This window comes from Rouxiella sp. T17, assembly GCF_036663475.1.
Lineage (GTDB): Bacteria > Pseudomonadota > Gammaproteobacteria > Enterobacterales > Enterobacteriaceae > Rouxiella.
Genome location: NZ_JAWUEA010000025.1, coordinates 40,186 through 57,800 on the forward strand (window position 1 = coordinate 40,186; position 17,615 = coordinate 57,800).

The window sequence follows — 17,615 nt, forward strand, 5'->3', positions numbered from 1 at the left end:
CCGCTCACATTTGCTGCAAATTTGACCCTGGCTTTCGCGCAAAGTTCACTCTTTCTGACCTTGATAAGCGCTGAAAACGCTTTCGGGGCCGAAAGACTGTATGCGAGGTTACAGGGAAATGATTGGGAAATTGTGCGCAAGAGGGAAGAAGAGTTAAAGATCCAGATTAATCGGATCCTTTAAAGCAGCGTATCTATTGATATGGGGATCTTCCCTTGCAGCACAACCCGCAGCTACAAGGGAAGAGTATAACAAAAAAATCTTATTGTGGTGTAAATCGTCGTAAATGTTGCACCGTAGCCAGATAGGCCGCGATCCAGCCGATCATCGCCGCAACAATTAACAGCAGCAAACTTTCGTCCCAGCCGAGGCCGTGCAGGTCGAAAGTGGTGCCAAATACAGACGCCACCTGAGTGACCACGGCTTCCAGTCGCAGCACCAGCGCTTCGGAGAGCAGCAGCGACAGCGCCGCGCCGCAAAAGCCGAGCAGCGCCCCGCCATTCAGGAATGGCCGCAGGATAAAGCCGTCTGTTGCACCAATCAGTTTCATTACGTTAATCGTATCGCGGCGGCTGAAAATGCTCAGACGCACGCTGTTACCGATCACGAGGAACACCGCCACAATCATCAGAATGCCGATCATCGCCGCAATTTGCCCCACCAGCCCCGTCAGCGCGGCCAGTCTGGCGAACCAGCTGTCATCCATGCGAACCTCGTCAACGCCCTGAACGGCCGCCACGCGATCGCGCAAGGTATTTAAGGTATCGGAACCCTGGAAGTTCATTTTCGGCGTCACGATAGCGACCGCAGGCAGCGGATTTTGCTCGAGCATGTCCATTGCCCCGCCAAATCCGGACCAGTTACGGAACTCGCCCATCGCTTCCTGACGTGACAAATAGTTAACCTTGTCGACGCCCGCCTCGGCTTTCAACGCTTTCACCACGTTAAGCGCGGCGTCATCGTCGAGAGATTTGTCGATATAAACGGTCAGCTGCGGCGTTGGATACCACTGTTCCGCCGCCTGACTAACGTTTTTCCACACCAGATAACAGACGCTCGGCAGAGTCAGTGAAATCGCGATAACCATAATCGTCAGCAGCGTGGCCAGCGGCTGGCGCAGCATATCGCGAACCGTATTGCTCCACGCGTAACGCATCCGCTCGCGGAATCCGCCCTGTAGCGCCTTGCTTTTCGTTTCGCGCGCGTTTTTCGCCGTCTGGGCAGGTTTCGCTGCTTTTACAGGTCTTGGGCTATTGGCCATGGTACGCGCCTCCTGCCATTCTGCCCTGACTTAGCGTCAGCGTGCGATAACGACGGCTGGCAATCAGCCCCATGTCGTGCGTTGCCATCAACACGGTTACGCCAACGCGGTTAAACTCTTCAAACAGCCGCAAAATCCCCTCCGACAGCACTTCATCCAGGTTACCCGTTGGCTCATCGGCCAACAGAACGGCTGGCTTGTTAACCACGGCGCGCGCAATGCCTACGCGCTGCTGTTCACCGCCGGAAAGCTGGATAGGGAAGTTTTTCGCCTTGTCCAGCAGGCCGACTTTGTCTAGCGCGGCCGACACGCGACGACGGATATCTTCGCCGCTCGCGCCGGAAATGATCAGCGGCATGGCGACGTTGTCATACACCGTTCTGTCGAGCAGCAGATGGTGATCTTGAAAGATCATGCCGATCTGACGACGCAGAAACGGCACTTCGCGGCTTTTCAAACGGCTAATATCATGGCCGCCAAATAAAATATGACCTGCACTCGGGCGCTCAATTCCGCAAATCAGCTTCAGCAAGGTACTTTTACCGGCGCCGGAGTGACCCGTCAAAAACGCCATTTCGCCCTGCTGAATATGAAAATCAACGCCTTGCAGCGCCTGTCGCCCGCCTAGATAAGCTTTACTGACCTGTTCAAAGCGAATCATCCGTATTAATCCTCTCGGGCAAAAAGTGCCTCAATAAAATCGTCTGCCTTAAACGGCCTTAAATCTTCGATGCCTTCACCCACGCCGATGTAACGGATTGGGATCTCGAACTGGTCGGCGATGGCAAAGATAACGCCGCCTTTGGCCGTTCCGTCGAGCTTGGTCAAGGCAATGCCGGTCAAACCGACCGCTTCGTTAAACAATTTTGCCTGACTGATGGCGTTCTGGCCGGTGCTGGCATCCAGCGTCAGCATAACCTCATGAGGGGCGTCGACGTCCAGCTTTTTCATTACGCGGACAATCTTCTTAAGCTCTTCCATCAGATGAGATTTATTCTGCAAACGGCCCGCAGTATCGGCAATCAGCACGTCAACTTTGCGCGACTTCGCGGCCTGAATGGCGTCGAAAATCACCGATGCAGAATCGGCACCGGTATGCTGGGCAATCACCGGAATATTGTTGCGCTGACCCCAAACCTGAAGCTGTTCAACCGCCGCCGCACGGAACGTATCGCCCGCCGCCAGCATCACCGATTTACCTTCGGCCTCAAACTGACGTGCCAGCTTGCCGATGGTCGTGGTTTTACCGACGCCGTTAACACCTACCATTAGAATGACATACGGGGTTTTCCCGCTGACATCCAGCGGCTTGTCAACTTTAGCCAATATTTCGGACATTTCTTCCTTCAGCTTGCCGTACAGCGCTTCCGCATCTTTAAGCTGCTTGCGGCTGGCGTGTTCGGTCAGTGAAGCGATGATTTTCCGCGTAGTTTCAACACCCACGTCGGCGATCAGTAGCTGCTCTTCCAGCTCTTCAAACAGGTCGTCATCGATTTTCTTGCCGCGGAACAGGCCGACAAAACCGGAGCCGAGATTCTGTTTGGTTTTAATCAGGCTGCGTTTGAGACGCGCAAAGAAGCCCTCTTTCGTTGGGCGCTCCTGCTCGACCTGCTGCTGCTCAAGCGCGGACAGACTCACGACCGGCTCAAGTGCCACCGGCAGCGGCTCATCTTTCAGCGCTTCTTTAACCTCTTCTTCAGCTTCTTCTTCCGGCTCAGGTTCCGGCTCGATAATCGGCTCAATAACAGGCTCAGGTTCGATAACCGGCTCTGGCTCAATGATTGGCTCTGGCTCAATGATTGGCTCAGGTTCGACGACCGGTTCAGGTTCAGCGATCGGTTCAGGTTCAGCGATCGGTTCTGGTTCAACGACCGGTTCTGGTTCTACAATCGTTTCTGGTTCGACGACCGGTTCTGGCGCGTGCACAGGTTCTGGTTCAACCGGATGCTGTCTTGCGACCACTTCTTCGGTAACGTCGACGATTTCCTGCGCCAGCGCTTCGGCGTGGGTTTCGGAATGGGCGGGAGTAATAACCTCGGCCTGTTCTACCGGCTCGACGGATTGCTCAACCTTTTCTGCTTCTTGCGGCTGTTCTTCTTCCTTGCGACCACGACTAAACCAGGATAGAAAACCGCGTTTTTTCTCTTTTGCCATTTTACAACTTCACTCCACGCCGTTAATTCTCGACGAACGGATTATTAATAGGGTAATAACTTAGCAGTCTATCACTTTCCCTTAAACGCAACACGTCTGAGTGACGATTTCCACTGCTCATACAATCGACTACGGCCCGCTAATGCACTTGGGCAGTCATGTCGCGGTAGCCTACAAGACGCCACACCGGTAGAATAGCCTTCCAAACCGTGTCGATACAGTCACGAAGACATTTTATAATCAAAAGCTGCAAGCAAAACTATGGCAAAAAAACCGCAAACCCAGCCTGCTGGCCAAATTCGCCTGATTGGCGGGCAATGGCGTGGACGCAAGCTGCCGGTCCCGCACAGTCCGGGCCTGCGCCCGACGACCGACAGGGTCAGAGAAACGCTTTTCAACTGGCTCGCGCCGGTGATTCAGGGCGCGCGCTGCCTCGACTGCTTTGCCGGCAGCGGCGCGCTGGGCATTGAGGCGCTGTCTCGCTATGCCGGTAGCGCCACGCTGCTGGAGTTCGAGAAGCCGGTCGCGCAGCAGCTGGAACGCAATCTGGCGCTGTTAAACGCGCAGAACGGTCAGGTGGTTAACGTTAACTCCCTGAATTGGCTTGCGAAAGGCGGCACGCCGCACGAGGTTATTTTCCTCGATCCGCCGTTCCGCAAAGGCATTTTACAGGACACCATTACCCTGCTTGATACGCAAGGCTGGCTGGCGGATGAAGCCTGGATCTACATTGAATCAGAAGTTGAACACGGCGCGATCCCCGTGCCTGCCAGCTGGCGTTTGTACCGCGAGAAAATCGCCGGACAGGTTGCCTATCGTTTATATCACCGCGACGTCACGCCTGCCGATGACGCCTCGCAACAGGAGCAGTCAGATGTTGATTAATTTTGGTCGTTTGTTGATGCTGTGCATCTGGGCTTTCTTGCTGTCGAACATTATCCATCCGTTTCCAAAGCCGATGCGTTACTTCCTCGACGTGGCGATGGTGTTTATGTTTTTCATGCACGGCGTGCAGGTCATGCTGTTGAAAGCGACGCAAGCCAAGGATCAGCCTGCGATTGGCGCCTGGTTGCAGCTGCGCATCTTCCTGTTTGGCGTATTTGAACTGCTGGCCTGGCAGAAAAAGCAGCCTCCTCTGCCGAAACGATAAGTTCATTCGAACAAGAAGTTGCCGTTTGAACAGTTTGTCTTTTTGAACATTGCGCCATTTAAAAACACCGCTCTCAGAGGCGGTGTTTTTGTTTTCTTTTTATTACGGGTCGCATTCAGAACAATTTTAAGCCTGTTTTAGGATTGTCGGCTTGCTTTTGCCTTCCTACACTTAACGAAAGAGGGATTTCTGCCCTGTTGGCAGAATGTTGATTACTTTTATTAGGGAAGGACAAACAATGAGTTGGCCGTTTATTGCTGTATTTCTATCGGGTTGGCTGTACGTCGATGCGCGCTATCGCGGCCCACGCTGGCAGGGCTGGCTGTTTAAGCCGGTCACCTTGCTGCTGTTGATGCTGCTTGCCTGGCAAGCGCCGGTGATTGGCACCAATGGCTATCTGATTGTGCTGGGCCTGCTGGCAACGCTGGTGGCCGACGCGCTGCTGCTGATGCCGAGGGAGCGACATCTGTACGCCATCGGGGCATTTTTCTTGTCCCATCTGCTTTATACGCTGAGTTTCGCCAGTCAAATTACGTTCACGTTCTTCTGGCCGCTGCCCGTGGCGCTGCTGGTGATAGGCGTGGTGTTACTGGCGGTTATCTGGACTCGACTCGAAGAGCTGCGCTGGGCGGTAAGCACCTTTATCCTCATGACTTTATTAATGGTTTGGGTAGCAGGCGAGCAATATTTCTTCCGCAGCTCCGATTTGGCGTTTTCAATTCTCTGTGGCGCGGTGTTGCTGCTGGTGGCGAATATTATCTGGCTGGTCAGCCATTATCGCTTCAAGTTTCGCGCCGCCGATGCGATTGTCGCGGCCTGCTATTTCGGTGGCCATTTCATGATAGTTCGTTCGCTTTACGTCTAATCAGCCGTTTTAGTTCTCAACTTTGCCTTGACCCTGGAGTTAACTCCAGGGTGTACACTCCTGAAATCAGCGGCAGTGACGCTTTTCAGGAGGATTCATGTCAACCCAGCAACACCAGCATTCTAAAAGTTGTGGCACAAGCTGCCACACCTCCGTGTCACGCGCGCCAACCTTCAATAAAATCAGCCGCATACAGCTAACCGACGCACCTGCGCCCGACTCATCATTGATAGAATCTGCATCCGTGGAGCCTGCTGCGCTCAATAGTCAACGTTTGAGCTGGAAAGTGGCGGGCATGGACTGCCCAAGCTGCGCGCGAAAGGTCGAAAAAGCGGTCAGCGGGCTAGCCGATGTGCATCACGTTAAGGTTTTATTCGCCACGGAAAAGCTGGTGGTAGATGCCGCGCTTACTCAGACCGCACTCAGGATTTCCTCACAAGTCACTCAGGCCGTCGAGGCGGCGGGCTTTACTCTCACGCCATCTGTCAGCTCTTCCTCAGATGTTCCTCAGGTTGCGTCCTCAGGTCTGAAAACGCATTTTCCGCTGCTGTTACTGGCCTTTTTGATGCTGCTGAGCGCCGGACTGGCACAGGTTAATCCACCTTGGGGTAACCTCGCCTTTATCGTAACCACGCTGGTTGGACTTTGGCCGGTGCTGAGGCAGGCGATTCGCCTGACGCGCAGCGGTTCGCCTTTTGCCATCGAAACTTTGATGAGTATTGCTGCGATTGGCGCGCTGTTTATTGGCGCGACCGCCGAAGCTGCGATGGTGTTGCTGCTGTTTGCCGTCGGAGAAAAGCTCGAAGCCTTCGCCGCCAGCCGCGCGCGTAGCGGCATAAAAGCCTTGATGGCGCTGGTTCCGGAAAACGCGCAGCGGCGAATCGATGGCAAACTTCATACTGTCTCCGTCGCCGACCTGCGTCTTGATGATGTGATTGAAGTCGCCGCGGGCGCGCGTTTGCCGGTCGATGCCGTGCTGCTCAACACCGCCGCCAGCTTCGATGAAAGCGCGCTGACGGGCGAATCCGTGCCGGTAGAACGCCAGCCGGGTGAAAAAATTCCGGCGGGCAGTCTGTGCGTTGATCGCGTTGCGCAACTCGGCGTCGCCTCTGTGCCGGGTCAAAGTGCCATTGATCGCGTGCTGCAACTGATTGAAGAAGCCGAAGAGCGCCGTGCGCCGATAGAGCGTTTTCTCGATACTTTTAGCCGCTATTACACGCCAGCGATCATGCTGCTTGCCCTGCTGGTTATCGTGGTGCCGCCGCTGGCGATGGGGCTGGCGTGGGAAACGTGGATTTATCGCGGATTAACCCTGCTGCTGATTGGCTGCCCGTGCGCGCTGGTTATCTCGACGCCTGCCGCGATCACCTCCGCGCTGGCCGCCGCGACGCGTCAGGGCGCGCTGATAAAAGGCGGTGCGGCGTTGGAACAGCTGGCGCTGGTCGAGACTATTGCGCTGGATAAAACCGGCACGCTGACCGAAGGCAAGCCAGAAGTCACAGACTGCGTGACGCTGGCCGACATTTCCGCCGATAAGCTGCTGGCGCTGGCCGCCGCGGTTGAGGCCGGTTCTCATCATCCTTTAGCCAAAGCGATTATTGCCGCCGCGCCGCAAGACAATGTGTTATCTGCCGAACGCCGCCGCGCGCTGGCTGGTATCGGCGTGGAAGGCTGGGTTGAGGCACAGCATATTCAGGTCGTGGCGCCTAAATATATTGCAGTAGAAACAATGACATCTGCCGTAGTTGCGCAAATCGCAGCGCTAGAAAGTGCGGGCAAAACCGTGGTGGTGATTTTGCTCGAGCAGCGCGTGGTTGGCCTGTTGGCGATGCAGGACAAACTGCGCGATGACGCCGTTCAGGCACTGGCCGATTTAAAAAGTTTAGGAATTAATACGGTGATGCTGACGGGCGATAACCTGCTGGCGGCGCAGAGTATTGCGGCAAAGCTGGGCATCGAATTCAAGGCGGGTTTGCTGCCAGAAGATAAAGTTCAGGCTGTCACCGCGTTGGCGCAGCATCGCGTTACGGCCATGGTCGGCGACGGCATCAACGACGCACCGGCCATGAAAGCCGCGCGTATTGGCATCGCGATGGGCAGCGGCACCGACGTTGCGCTCGAAACCGCCGACGCCGCCCTGACCCACAATCGGCTCACTGGCTTGTCCGACATGATCCGCCTTGCGCGCGCCACGCGGGCCACTATTCGGCAAAACATCACTATCGCGCTGGGGCTGAAAGGCATCTTTCTGATCACCACGCTGCTCGGCCTGACCGGCCTGTGGCTGGCGGTGCTGGCAGATTCGGGCGCGACAGCGCTGGTTACCGCCAATGCGCTGCGGCTGCTCAGGAAAAAACTCTGAGTTTCAGCATGACTTCAGGAAAAAAATCAGGAAAAAATCAGAGAAAAATCAGGTTTTCTTCAGAAAATCCTCAGGTCTGATTAGCTGCCTTTTTTGAGTAAAAATCGATACGGCAGCTGCTCTGTATCGGCGGCCAGCAGCTGATGCTCCATAAAACGGCAAAAACCCGGGATATCGCGGGTGGTGGCAGGGTCATCGGCCACAATCAGCAGCGTTTCGCCCTCTTGCATATTGCGCACGGTTTTACGCACCATCATTACTGGCTCGGGGCAACGCAGGCCGAGCGCGTCTAACTGGTGGTCGGCACCTTCAAATTGATCGGTCATGTCGAATCTCTACCTTTTGGGCTATGCCCTGATTTTAAGCCGCGACAGTTTACCCCGCCACATTTTCCACGCAAGACGATTTTCCGCGCAACGCGCAGTTATCTCTTAAGTCAGGAGGATTTTGTTGCGCAAACGGGATGGGAAAGGATAGTATGCGCGCCGCAGTAGAAAAACTGCCGTTTTTAGCTCAACATTTAGCTTAAGATATACTCTAACCGTTTCGGTGCCTCCAAGGCCCGGCGGGTTTATACAAAGTATTGGGTTCCCTCACCCCAACCACTAAAAAGGTCACAATTTATGTACTCGTTTACAGCTCAACAGCGGTTTACCGCGTTGGTATGGCTTGCGCTTTTCCATATCGCCATCATTACCTCCAGTAATTATCTGGTGCAGCTCCCGGTGTCCGTTTTTGGCTTCACCACCACTTGGGGCGCGTTTACCTTTCCGTTTATCTTTCTGGCAACCGACCTGACGGTACGGATTTTTGGCGCGCCTCTGGCTCGTCGCATTATCCTGTCGGTTATGCTGCCCGCCCTCATCATCTCCTACTTTATCTCTGCGCTATTTTATCAGGGAAGCTGGCAGGGTTTTGGCGCGCTAAGCAGCCTTAACGTGATGGTCGCGCGTATCGCCACGGCGAGCTTTATGGCGTACGTTCTCGGTCAAATCCTTGATGTGCAAGTGTTTAACCGTCTTCGTCAGCGTAATAGCTGGTGGGTTGCGCCTACCGCAGCGATGTTCCTGGGAAATATCAGCGACACGCTGGCGTTCTTCTTTATTGCTTTCTATAAAAGCAGTGACCCGTTTATGGCGCAGCACTGGGTCGAGATCGCGCTGGTGGATTACAGCTTCAAATTGCTCATTTGTCTGATTTTCTTCCTGCCGATGTACGGTATGCTGCTGAATGTCCTGCTTAAGCGCCTTGCTCAACCCGATGCCCTTGCTCAATCAGATAAAAGCGATGCCGTGACGTTTCACGACGACACAAAAGCCGCCAATATCTGACTTGCTTTTCGGCCTTGAATAGGTTGCCATAAAGGTCGTGAAGTCAATAAGCTACCTTTGTCTCGCCGAGGCGAAGGTGGCGCGCGTGAACATAAAAGGAAGCCTTATGCACAAATTAGCCAAGTTTATGGGAATAACGCTGCTGGTTGCCGGTTTGGCTGCCTGCGATGGCAAAACGGATGACAAGACCGCGTCAGCGGACAAGGGTGCAACGCCAGCGGCCGCGACGTCTGCTCAGCAGATTAGCCTGCTCGACGGCAAATTGGCTTTCGCGCTGCCGCAGGGCATGAGCGACCAGAGCGGTAAACTGGGCACGCAGGCCAATAACATGCACGTTTACGCCGATAAATCTGGTCAGAAAGCCGTAATCGTGATTTTGGGCGATTCTACCGCCGACACGCTGGAAACCATTGCCAACCGTCTCGAGCAGCAGCAGCACGAGCGCGATACCAACCTGCAGGTTGTGACCAACAAGTCGATTCAGGTAAACGGTCAAACGCTGCAACAGTTTGATAGCGTGATCAATTCTGCCGGTCAGAAAGCGTATTCTTCTATCGTGCTGGCTAAAATCGATAACCAGCTGATGACGATGCAAATCACCATGCCCGCTGACAACCAGCAGCAGGCGCAGTCTGACGCCGAAGCGATTATCGCCACGCTGAAAGTGCAGTAATCCTTGCCAACGCGGAGAGCCCTTCTCCGCGTTATCTCTCAAATTTCGCTCATTAAGTTCTTTCAACTTTCATTAATTGTTCACAAACGAGCAAAATAGCGCGTATTCGCGCACTAAAGATCTAAAACGTGATCTCCCTCCGCCCTTTGTCCTTAATGAATATTTCAAATTGTTAATAATTCCGGCAGAATCCGCCTGAGTTTAATAATTCTGTAACATTAATGTCATAAACCCCCTTTCCATCTTAGCCTTTCAGATCCCAAAGATGTGCGTTATGGAACATTTAATACCCAAGGGAACGGCCTCGGAGGCATCCATGCTAAGTATCTTCAAACCTGCCGCGCATATCGCGCCGGTGGACAAAAATCATATCGACCCAACCTACCGCCGTCTGCGCTGGCAGATTTTCTTCGGCATCTTCTTTGGTTACGCGGCCTATTATCTGGTGCGCAAAAACTTCACGCTGGCGATGCCTTATCTGGTTGAGCAAGGCTTCTCGCGCGGCGATCTCGGACTGGCGCTGTCAGGAATTTCCATCGCCTACGGCTTCTCGAAATTTATCATGGGCGCGGTTTCCGACCGGTCCAACCCGCGCGTTTTTCTGCCTGCCGGGCTGATCCTTTCTGCCGCCGTGATGCTGTTCATGGGCTTCGTGCCGTGGGCAACGTCAAGCATTGCCATCATGTTTGTGCTGCTGTTTATCTGCGGCTGGTTCCAGGGCATGGGCTGGCCGCCGTGCGGCAGAACGATGGTCCACTGGTGGTCGCATAAAGAGCGCGGCGGCGTGGTGTCGGTGTGGAACTGTGCGCACAACGTCGGCGGCGGTTTGCCTCCTTTACTGTTCCTGCTCGGCATGGCGTGGTTTAACGACTGGCACGCGGCACTTTACATGCCGGCTTTCGCAGCCATCGCCGTCGCGGTATTTGCTTTTATCATGATGCGCGACACGCCGCAGTCCTGTGGTTTGCCGCCAATCGAAGAGTACAAAAATGACTATCCGCCGGATTACGACAAGGAATCGGCAGAGAAAGAGCTGACGGCGAAGCAGATTTTCATGCAGTACGTGCTGCCCAACAAGCTGCTGTGGTACATCGCGCTGGCCAACGTGTTTGTTTACCTGCTGCGTTACGGCATTCTCGACTGGTCGCCGACTTACCTGAAAGAGGTCAAACACTTCGCGCTGGATAAGTCTTCGTGGACCTATTTCCTGTATGAATATGCCGGAATTCCCGGCACGCTGCTGTGCGGCTGGATGTCGGACAAAGTCTTCAAAGGTAATCGCGGCGCGACCGGCGTGTTCTTTATGATTCTGGTGACTATCGCAACCATCGTTTACTGGCTCAATCCGGTCGGCAATCCGGGCATCGACATGACCTGCATGATAGTCATCGGCTTTCTGATTTACGGGCCGGTAATGCTGATCGGCCTGCACGCGCTGGAATTAGCGCCGAAAAAAGCAGCAGGAACGGCGGCCGGATTCACCGGGCTGTTTGGCTATCTCGGCGGATCGGTCGCGGCGAGCGCGATTGTTGGCTATACCGTCGACGCCTTTGGCTGGAACGGCGGCTTTTTGGTGATGATTGGCGGCTGCGTGGCGGCGGTTCTGCTGTTGCTGCTGACGATGTTTAGTGAAAACAAACATAAGGCGCAGCTGGCTAATCGCGGCTAACTGATTGATAAAAAATAGATAATAAGTATAAAGAAAAAGCCCGCAGGTTCTGCTGAACGTGCGGGCTTTTTTGCTATTCACTAATGTGCGGGCAATCGACGCTCGATTAATAAATCAACGCGCGACCAGTTAGAGATTGTTGGTCAGATACATCCTGCGCAGATAGTGCGGCACGGCGTCATCGGCGTTGGAACCAATGATTTCAGCGTCCGGCATTGCGGCTTTCAGGCGCGGCAGCGAGCCGCTCATCAGGCAACCTTTGCCCGACATGTTCAGCATCTCGAGGTCGTTCATGCCGTCGCCAAAGGCGATACAGTCTTTCAACGTATGCCCCATCAGCGCGGAAACCTGCTCCAGCGCGTGACCTTTCGACACGCCGCCCGCCATCACTTCCAGACACACCGGCAGCGAGAAGCTGACATTAACGCGATCGCCCCAGCGCGCAATAATGGCCTGCTCCAGCGGGATCAGTTTTTCGTGGTCATCGCAGGTGAAATAGACTTTGGCGATGCCGTCGGTTTCCAGCAGGCCCGGCTCATACACCTTATATTTGAAAATCGACTCTTTGAAGAAATCCTCTTGATCGCGGCGATCGCGGTTCATGTACCAGTCGTCGTTGCGGTAGACGTTGGTCAGAATATCCGGATTGTGATGCGCAATCGCAAACATATCGGCGGCAATATCTTCATCAAGATTGTGACTGAAAATCAGTTCGCCGTCGGTGTTATGCACGCGCGCGCCGTTGGAGGTGATCATGTAGGCGCTGATACCCAGGCTGTCGCGCATCTGGGAGACGTCGATGTGGTGGCGTCCGGTGGCAAATACAAAGTGAATGTCGCGCTGAGTCAGCAGCTGCAACGTCTCTTTGGCGAAAGGGCTCAGGGAGTGATCGGGTGACAGCAGCGTGCCGTCTAAATCGGATGCAACAACATGATACATAACGTTAGGTTCTAACCTCTGATGGAGTTGTGCGCGGAAAACCGCGGGTTAAGTTTGTCGCGCAAAGAAGCGCATGATGGCGTCGAGCGCCTGTGCCCGCATATCGTCCCGCTCGAACAGGATCTCGTGGCGTGCGCCTTCGATGACCAGCGGCGCATCTCCTTCGCAGGGATGTCCGGCAATGGCCATGGCCTGACAAAAGGCAGTGTGCGACCGATTATCGACAACGTGGTCTTCACCTGCCTGCAAGAGCAGCATGGGCGTAGTGATATTTTTCGCTTCCTGCAAAATCTGCATGCCCGCCTGAATGCTTTCGCGCACCCAATGGTAGGTCGGGCCGCCCACGCGCAGCTCGGGATAATCGGCATAAAAACGCTGATTGCGGCGATAGCGTTCGCGGCTGTGGGTCAGTCGATTGACCACAAAAGGCAGCGGCCGCCAGCTGCCCGTGCCGAGCGCGTAGCCGTCGCGGTAAAGCGGACGACGCTCGGTCCAGTTCAGAATGTTGCGCGTCAGCCAGCCCGGCATGCGCAGATAAATGCCGGTCATCGGCGCACAAAGCGCGGCGCCGTCGAAATTATCAGGCTCGCGTGCCAGAAACAGCGCCAGAATCGCCCCGCCCATCGAATGGGCCAGCGCGAACTTTTTTGCATAATTTCTCGGGGCGATTTCGAGCTGGTAAAAGGTCGAGAGATCGGTGACATAATCGTCAAAATTCTGCACGTGACCCAAGTGCGGATCGTCGAGCAATCGGCCGGAACGCCCCTGCCCACGGTGGTCAACAATCATCACGTCGTAGCCGCAGTGGAACAGGTCATAGGCCAGCTCGGGATATTTTACGAAGCTTTCGATACGGCCGGTTGACACAAAAATGACTTTATCATGACGAGGAGAGCAGAAACGGACATAGCGAATAGTCACGTTGTCGACGCCCGTAAACTCGCTCTCTTCCCGAGTGCGCCAAAAGTCCAGCAGCGGCCCGTTTGCGAAGGCTGAAAAGCCGTATTCTCGCGTTAACCACCGATCGTAGTGTGATGACATCGACTGTTCCAGGACAAAATACCGCGTGGAGAAATAAGTTATTTTGGGGTCATAGCGCAATCAATAACAATAGCGTATTGTGCCACAAAAAGACGCATCGCCCTAGATTTCAAGATGCACGGCACGCAATTATGGAGCAGTAAAAATGACTTTGGACTGGTGGCTGACCTACCTGCTGACAACCTCGATTTTAAGCCTTTCGCCGGGTTCCGGCGCGATTAATACCATGAGTACCGGCATCAGCCACGGCTATCGCGGGGCGGTGGCTTCTATTGCGGGGCTGCAACTTGGCCTGTCGATTCACATCGTGCTGGTCGGGATTGGCCTTGGCGCGCTGGTTTCGCAGTCGCTGCTGGCGTTTGAAGTATTGAAATGGTGCGGCGCGGCTTATCTGATTTGGCTCGGCATTTGCCAGTGGCGTTCGGCGGGTGCGATTGATATGAATGCGGTAACTAAAGCGATGCCGCGTCGTAAATTATTCAAACGCGCGGTGCTGGTTAACCTGACCAATCCGAAAAGCATCGTCTTTCTGGCGGCGCTGTTCCCGCAGTTTATCATTCCACACGAGCCGCAGGTCGCGCAGTATCTGGTGCTCGGCGTGACCACCGTGGTAGTTGATATCATCGTGATGATTGGTTACGCGACGCTGGCAAAACGTATTTCGAGCTGGATAAAAGCGCCTAAACAGATGACCCTGCTCAACCGTATTTTCGGCTCGCTGTTCATGATGGTCGGCCTGCTGCTAGCGACGGCACGGAAAATCTAACGGCTGCAAACTGTCTGAAAATTAGTCAAAGGCCCGAGGGTAAAATCTATCCTGTGATAGTCTCTTCACAAAGGATTTTACCCAAATTTTGATTATAATTTCAGGACTCGCATGCCAGTGCTCTTAAAGGGTGATTCAACCATGATCATTATGCCAACGACCTACAGCCCCTCTGCTGTTAAGCGGGCATTTTCGGTCATTCACGAATTCGAGATGTCGGGCATTGCTATGGCAGCAATTTATAATCCATCAGCGCCGGTAGCTGCCATTATTCGTGTTGATCTCGAAGAGTTTAATGGCACGCCACGCCACCGTGTGATTGCCAAACTTGACCTGAACCGCAAACTTGCCGTGGGCGATAACGTTCTCGCCGTTGAACGATTTTGGCAGGATTCCGAAGCGCTACAGGTGGAAGGTATCATTGTCGATCCGCGCCAACAGTTTTCAGGATTAGCCACCATGCTCTACGAGCTGCTCGTCACGGAATGCGGTATTACGCTGGCAAGCGACAATGAACATTACGAAGGCGGCAAGGCGCTGTGGCAACACATTGCCAAACAATCTGAAAAGCTTGCCGTGTTTGTCTTAGATGCTGAAGCTGGTCTCTTTTATCCTTATAACGGGCAGAAGCTTGCTTATGACGGCAAAGGTATTCCTGAAAGCGCTATTTGGAGTGAACATCCCGATAAAACCAATTGGGGGGTCATTTTAATTGCCGAAGATAAACGAAAAATCGCAGCGCTTGCTGCTTAAGTTTTTCAGATTTTAATAGCAAAAAAGCCGCCCTCGAGGCGGCTTTTTAATAGCTATAACAGCGGGTTAGCGAGATATGATCAGGTGGATACCGATACCGGCGAATAGCACGCCGGCTACGCCGTCAATCCATTTGGCTAAACGCTGGTAGCCGCGACGCATCACCGGCAGGGCGAAAACCATCGTGACGACGGTGAACCAGGCCAGCGTTTCCAGCGTGATCAACGCGAAAATGCCCCAACGCTCGCCGTTGCCGACGCTGTCGCCCACAAACAGTGAAAAGATACTGCCGAAATAAATCACCGCTTTCGGATTGGAAAGGTTAGTCAGCAGGCCGCGCATAAAGGTTTTACCGCGCGCGGGCAAGACCACTGGCTGGCTTTCCGCCGCCGTATCACCGGCCGCCTTTTTCGCTCGTGCCGATTTCAGCAGCTGCCAACCCATCCACAGCAGATACAAGCCGCCACCGACGGTGATAACTTGCTGTAACCACGCCATTTTTTGCAGCAGAAGATGCAGACCCATTAATGCCACCGCCGCCCAAACCAGCACGCCCAGCGTAATGCCAAACACGCCCATCATCGCCTCTTTGCGCGAGCGGCTCATTGCCGTCTGCGAAACGAAGAAAAAGTCGGGGCCGGGTGACATCAACGCCACCAGATGCACGGCGGCAACGGTTAAAAACAGAATCAACATTTTCTACTACTCCCTGTGATTATCTTGAATGAGTCCGATTCTACCTATTCATCGTCGTTATCAATGTGATCACGGATCAAAGCCATGAACGGACGACCAAATTTTTCGAGTTTGCGCTGCCCAACGCCGGTGATATTCAGCATTTCGCCCGCGCTAACAGGCAGCTGCTCCGCCATTTCCAGCAGCGACGTATCGTTGAACACCACGTACGGTGGCACATTGCCCTCATCGGCCAGCGTTTTACGCAGCTTGCGCAGTTTGGCAAACAGTTTGCGATCGTAATTGCCGCCGTAGGTTTTCTGCGTATTGCTGCCACGAATCTTGAGCGTTTGCAGACGCGGCACCGCCAGCTGTAGCGGAACTTCGCCGCGCAGCACCGGCCTTGCGGCTTCGGTAAGCTGTAGCGCCGAGTGCATGGCAATATTCTGGGTAATCAGTCCGAGGTGAATCAGCTGGCGCACCACGCTAATCCAGTGTTCGTTGCTCTGCTCACGGCCCATGCCGTAAATAGGCAGCTTGTCGTGGCCATATTCGCGAATTCGCTGATTGTTGGCCCCGCGCAGCACTTCCACCACGTAGCCCAGACCAAAACGCTGGCCGACGCGATAAACGCAGGACAACGCTTTTTGCGCGTCGACTAAACCGTCGTAGCGTTTTGGTGGATCGAGACAGATATCGCAGTTGCCGCAGGCTTCCTGCTTGCCTTCGCCAAAGTAGTTGAGCAGCACCAGACGACGGCAGGTTTGCGCTTCGGCAAATGCGCCCATCGCGTTGAGCTTATGGCGTTCGACATCCTGCTGCGCGCCCGGCGGTTTTTCATCCAGACAGCGGCGCAGCCAGGTCATATCGGCCGGATCGTAGAGCAGCAGCGCTTCGGCGGGCAGGCCATCACGTCCGGCGCGCCCCGTTTCCTGATAGTAAGATTCGATGTTGCGCGGGATATCAAAATGCACCACAAAACGCACGTTGGGCTTGTTGATCCCCATGCCAAAGGCGACGGTCGCGACCACGATTTGCACGTCATCACGCTGGAAAGCATCTTGCACCCGCGAGCGCGTCTCGTTGTCCAGCCCGGCGTGATAGGCGCCAACGCTAATGCCGCGACTTTGCAGACGCGCGGCGGTGTCTTCTACCTTGGCGCGGCTGCCGCAATAAATAATGCCGCTTTTGCCGCGCTGGTCTTGAACAAAGCGCAACAGCTGATCCAGCGGTTTAAACTTTTCAACCAGCGTGTAACGAATATTGGGGCGGTCAAAACTGCTGACCTGAACTAACGGATCGTTGAGTTCGAGCAGGCGCACGATGTCATTACGCGTAGCCTCGTCGGCAGTCGCCGTCAGGGCGATGACCGGCAGTTGCGGATAGCGTAGTTTCAGCTGGCCGAGCGCGCGATATTCGGGACGGAAATCATGGCCCCACTGAGAGATACAGTGCGCTTCGTCGACCGCCAGCATCGCCGGATTCCACTGCTGCAACTGCTCGAGGAAATCGCCCATGGTCAGACGCTCGGGGGCGATATAAAGCATTTTAATGCGCCCGCTGCGACAGCCGTCCATGACGTCGAGCTGCTGCTCGCGAGTTTGGGTTGAGTTCAGACAACCGGCTTCTACACCGGCGGCCATCAGCTGATCGACCTGATCTTTCATCAGGGAAATCAGCGGAGAAACCACCAGCGTCAGTCCGTCCATGACCAGAGCAGGAATTTGATAACACAACGATTTACCGCCGCCCGTAGGCATAACGACCAGACAGTCTTTGCCTGATATCGCCGTGTTGATGATCGTTTGCTGACCCGGTCGGAATTGCTGATAGCCGAAGGTATCGCGTAGCACCTGTTCTGCCAGCAACTCTTTATCTATTACTGCCGCCGTTGACACTCTCTTCCCCAAAATTTATGACACTCATGCGCGATAGCCGACTAACCTGCTGGATTAACAGCGGATTAGCGAAAATAC

At 54.4% G+C, this 17,615-nt stretch carries 17 protein-coding genes; 9 read left to right on the plus strand and 8 right to left on the minus strand.

Annotation, left to right across the window (positions count from 1 at the left end):
• Window positions 1-262: 262 nt before the first annotated feature.
• Genes ftsX through ftsY form a run of 3 tightly spaced genes read right to left on the minus strand, consistent with a single transcriptional unit; the run spans window position 263 to window position 3,415 of the window.
• A complete protein-coding gene (gene ftsX, locus SC206_RS06275) occupies window positions 263-1,261 on the minus strand; it encodes a permease-like cell division protein FtsX (RefSeq protein ID WP_332735263.1) in 999 nt (332 codons plus the stop codon).
• Window positions 1,251-1,922 (minus strand): cell division ATP-binding protein FtsE, encoded by a 672-nt coding sequence (ftsE, locus tag SC206_RS06280; RefSeq protein ID WP_332735265.1) that lies wholly within the window; start codon window positions 1,920-1,922, stop codon window positions 1,251-1,253. Before ftsE ends, ftsX begins: the two co-directional genes overlap by 11 nt.
• Before the next feature lie 5 nt (window positions 1,923-1,927).
• Entirely contained in the window at window positions 1,928-3,415 is a 1,488-nt protein-coding gene (gene ftsY, locus SC206_RS06285) for a signal recognition particle-docking protein FtsY (protein WP_332735267.1), read from the minus strand.
• 261 nt (window positions 3,416-3,676) lie between these two features.
• On the opposite strand from ftsY, the gene rsmD reads away from it, so the two are divergent.
• The 4 genes from rsmD to SC206_RS06305 all read left to right on the plus strand — a co-directional run bounded on the left by rsmD (window position 3,677) and on the right by SC206_RS06305 (window position 7,792).
• Window positions 3,677-4,300, plus strand: coding sequence for a 16S rRNA (guanine(966)-N(2))-methyltransferase (gene rsmD / locus SC206_RS06290; RefSeq protein ID WP_332735269.1), 624 nt, complete (start codon window positions 3,677-3,679; stop codon window positions 4,298-4,300).
• Complete coding sequence (locus SC206_RS06295) at window positions 4,290-4,565, plus strand: DUF1145 family protein (RefSeq protein ID WP_332735271.1); 276 nt, start codon at window positions 4,290-4,292, stop codon at window positions 4,563-4,565. The genes rsmD and SC206_RS06295 overlap by 11 nt, the downstream gene beginning before the upstream one ends.
• 238 nt (window positions 4,566-4,803) lie before the next feature.
• A complete protein-coding gene (locus SC206_RS06300) occupies window positions 4,804-5,430 on the plus strand; it encodes a lysoplasmalogenase (protein WP_332735273.1) in 627 nt (208 codons plus the stop codon).
• Window positions 5,431-5,527: 97 nt separating this feature from the next.
• Window positions 5,528-7,792 (plus strand): zinc/cadmium/mercury/lead-transporting ATPase, encoded by a 2,265-nt coding sequence (locus SC206_RS06305; RefSeq protein ID WP_332735275.1) that lies wholly within the window; start codon window positions 5,528-5,530, stop codon window positions 7,790-7,792.
• An 80-nt stretch (window positions 7,793-7,872) separates the two neighbouring features.
• Here SC206_RS06305 and tusA read toward each other — a convergent pair whose 3' ends face one another.
• A complete protein-coding gene (gene tusA, locus SC206_RS06310) occupies window positions 7,873-8,118 on the minus strand; it encodes a sulfurtransferase TusA (protein WP_332735277.1) in 246 nt (81 codons plus the stop codon).
• A 297-nt stretch (window positions 8,119-8,415) separates the two neighbouring features.
• On the opposite strand from tusA, the gene SC206_RS06315 reads away from it, so the two are divergent.
• The 3 genes from SC206_RS06315 (at window position 8,416) to glpT (ending at window position 11,465) form a co-directional block, all read left to right on the plus strand.
• Window positions 8,416-9,123 carry a 7-cyano-7-deazaguanine/7-aminomethyl-7-deazaguanine transporter gene (locus SC206_RS06315; RefSeq protein ID WP_332735279.1) on the plus strand — a complete coding sequence of 236 codons (708 nt, stop codon included), beginning with the start codon at window positions 8,416-8,418 and terminating at the stop codon, window positions 9,121-9,123.
• 106 nt (window positions 9,124-9,229) lie between these two features.
• Window positions 9,230-9,796, plus strand: coding sequence for a DcrB family lipoprotein (locus SC206_RS06320; protein WP_332735281.1), 567 nt, complete (start codon window positions 9,230-9,232; stop codon window positions 9,794-9,796).
• Window positions 9,797-10,112: 316 nt separating this feature from the next.
• Window positions 10,113-11,465, plus strand: coding sequence for a glycerol-3-phosphate transporter (gene glpT / locus SC206_RS06325; RefSeq protein WP_332735283.1), 1,353 nt, complete (start codon window positions 10,113-10,115; stop codon window positions 11,463-11,465).
• Between the two features lie 129 nt (window positions 11,466-11,594).
• Here glpT and yigL read toward each other — a convergent pair whose 3' ends face one another.
• Together yigL and pldB are read right to left on the minus strand one after the other, a co-directional pair.
• Complete coding sequence (gene yigL, locus SC206_RS06330) at window positions 11,595-12,404, minus strand: sugar/pyridoxal phosphate phosphatase YigL (protein ID WP_332735285.1); 810 nt, start codon at window positions 12,402-12,404, stop codon at window positions 11,595-11,597.
• Window positions 12,405-12,452: 48 nt separating this feature from the next.
• Entirely contained in the window at window positions 12,453-13,445 is a 993-nt protein-coding gene (pldB, locus tag SC206_RS06335) for a lysophospholipase L2 (RefSeq protein ID WP_332735287.1), read from the minus strand.
• 145 nt (window positions 13,446-13,590) lie between these two features.
• On the opposite strand from pldB, the gene rhtB reads away from it, so the two are divergent.
• Window positions 13,591-14,211, plus strand: a complete 621-nt coding sequence (rhtB, locus tag SC206_RS06340; protein WP_332735289.1) for a homoserine/homoserine lactone efflux protein — start codon at window positions 13,591-13,593, stop codon at window positions 14,209-14,211.
• Window positions 14,212-14,352: 141 nt separating this feature from the next.
• On the plus strand, window positions 14,353-14,964 hold the full coding sequence (locus SC206_RS06345) for a hypothetical protein (protein ID WP_332735291.1): 612 nt from the start codon (window positions 14,353-14,355) through the stop codon (window positions 14,962-14,964).
• A gap of 66 nt (window positions 14,965-15,030) precedes the next feature.
• On the opposite strand, the gene rhtC is transcribed toward SC206_RS06345, so the two are convergent.
• Entirely contained in the window at window positions 15,031-15,660 is a 630-nt protein-coding gene (rhtC, locus tag SC206_RS06350) for a threonine export protein RhtC (RefSeq protein ID WP_332735293.1), read from the minus strand.
• 44 nt (window positions 15,661-15,704) lie between these two features.
• Complete coding sequence (gene recQ, locus SC206_RS06355) at window positions 15,705-17,537, minus strand: ATP-dependent DNA helicase RecQ (RefSeq protein WP_332735295.1); 1,833 nt, start codon at window positions 17,535-17,537, stop codon at window positions 15,705-15,707.
• Window positions 17,538-17,615 lie beyond the last annotated feature (78 nt).

Excerpts from the sequence above, each read along its gene's own strand:
- ftsX (WP_332735263.1), bottom strand. The coding sequence starts at position 1,261 with ATGGCCAATAGCCCAAGACCTGTAAAAGCAGCGAAACCTGCCCAGACG.
- ftsE (WP_332735265.1), bottom strand. The coding sequence starts at position 1,922 with ATGATTCGCTTTGAACAGGTCAGTAAAGCTTATCTAGGCGGGCGACAG.
- ftsY (WP_332735267.1), bottom strand. The coding sequence starts at position 3,415 with ATGGCAAAAGAGAAAAAACGCGGTTTTCTATCCTGGTTTAGTCGTGGT.
- rsmD (WP_332735269.1), top strand. The coding sequence starts at position 3,677 with ATGGCAAAAAAACCGCAAACCCAGCCTGCTGGCCAAATTCGCCTGATT.
- SC206_RS06295 (WP_332735271.1), top strand. The coding sequence starts at position 4,290 with ATGTTGATTAATTTTGGTCGTTTGTTGATGCTGTGCATCTGGGCTTTC.
- SC206_RS06300 (WP_332735273.1), top strand. The coding sequence starts at position 4,804 with ATGAGTTGGCCGTTTATTGCTGTATTTCTATCGGGTTGGCTGTACGTC.
- SC206_RS06305 (WP_332735275.1), top strand. The coding sequence starts at position 5,528 with ATGTCAACCCAGCAACACCAGCATTCTAAAAGTTGTGGCACAAGCTGC.
- tusA (WP_332735277.1), bottom strand. The coding sequence starts at position 8,118 with ATGACCGATCAATTTGAAGGTGCCGACCACCAGTTAGACGCGCTCGGC.
- SC206_RS06315 (WP_332735279.1), top strand. The coding sequence starts at position 8,416 with ATGTACTCGTTTACAGCTCAACAGCGGTTTACCGCGTTGGTATGGCTT.
- SC206_RS06320 (WP_332735281.1), top strand. The coding sequence starts at position 9,230 with ATGCACAAATTAGCCAAGTTTATGGGAATAACGCTGCTGGTTGCCGGT.
- glpT (WP_332735283.1), top strand. The coding sequence starts at position 10,113 with ATGCTAAGTATCTTCAAACCTGCCGCGCATATCGCGCCGGTGGACAAA.
- yigL (WP_332735285.1), bottom strand. The coding sequence starts at position 12,404 with ATGTATCATGTTGTTGCATCCGATTTAGACGGCACGCTGCTGTCACCC.
- pldB (WP_332735287.1), bottom strand. The coding sequence starts at position 13,445 with ATGTCATCACACTACGATCGGTGGTTAACGCGAGAATACGGCTTTTCA.
- rhtB (WP_332735289.1), top strand. The coding sequence starts at position 13,591 with ATGACTTTGGACTGGTGGCTGACCTACCTGCTGACAACCTCGATTTTA.
- SC206_RS06345 (WP_332735291.1), top strand. The coding sequence starts at position 14,353 with ATGATCATTATGCCAACGACCTACAGCCCCTCTGCTGTTAAGCGGGCA.
- rhtC (WP_332735293.1), bottom strand. The coding sequence starts at position 15,660 with ATGTTGATTCTGTTTTTAACCGTTGCCGCCGTGCATCTGGTGGCGTTG.